The 847-nt window shown below is 58.8% G+C and carries 1 protein-coding gene; it reads right to left on the bottom strand.

The window, feature by feature from the left end:
* Positions 1–9 precede the first annotated feature (9 nt).
* A protein-coding gene (locus GOB85_RS19895) for an IS5 family transposase (RefSeq protein WP_198912245.1) occupies positions 10–806 on the bottom strand; the annotation gives its coding sequence in 2 pieces (ribosomal slippage) (positions 10–467 and positions 467–806; 798 coding nt in all).
* Positions 807–847 lie beyond the last annotated feature (41 nt).

Here is an 847-nt window from a genome sequence, read left to right as displayed (position 1 = left end):
TAGGGCCTGTTAGGGCTTGATCCAGTCTGCTGCGGCAGCGATGTGGATGACCGCGAGGAACGACGTTGCTGTTTTTTCATATCTGGTTGCGACAGCGCGCCACTGCTTGAGGCGAGCCCAGAGGTTCTCAACGAGATGCCGACACCGATAGGCCCATTTGGGGCAGGCGACCAGGCCATCGCGTCGTTTCGCAGGAATGGCGGGCCGGGCTCCCATGTCCCATATCCGTTCACGAAAGGCATTCGACGCATAGCCCTTGTCCGCCACTACCCACAGGGGAATGGCGGGAAGGTTGTCGAGCATGGCTGGTGCCAGGGGCAGTTCATGAGCCTGTCCAGGGGCCAGCGCAAAACCGAAGGCTTTTCCATGTCCATCAGCGATCACGCAGACTTTTGTGTCATAGCCGCCGCGAGAGCGGCCAGGTGCTTCACGATGGTCTCGCTCTTCGAAAGAGGCCCCTTTTTTTGGGCTCCCGCCGCTTTGTGGTGAGCCCTGATGTTCGTGCCATCCAGAAAAGTCATTCCGAATGCCACTCCCTGTTGTTCCTGAACCAGTGCGAGCAGCCGCTCCCGTACGCCGAGCTTCGCCCAGCGGATGAAAAGCTGCGCAGCCCGCCACCACGGACCCAGTTCAGCGGGGATACTCCGCCATTTCGCGCCATTCTCATGACGCCAGAAAATCGCTGCTATCGTCCGCCGCAGATCATGTGGCGGCGTCTTGCCCCTCGGGCGAACCTCCTCAATCAGAGGTTCCCAGATCGCCCATGTCTCGTCCGTAAAGGTGCCTATTCTGTCTCCTTCTTCCATCCCTACAATATGGGAAGAAATTCAAGATCTAACAGGCCCTA

It is taken from the genome of Acetobacter fallax, assembly GCF_011516735.1.
GTDB lineage: Bacteria > Pseudomonadota > Alphaproteobacteria > Acetobacterales > Acetobacteraceae > Acetobacter > Acetobacter fallax.
The sequence above is the reverse complement of the archived record's forward strand: the minus strand, read 5'-3'. Positions and strand labels throughout refer to the sequence as shown.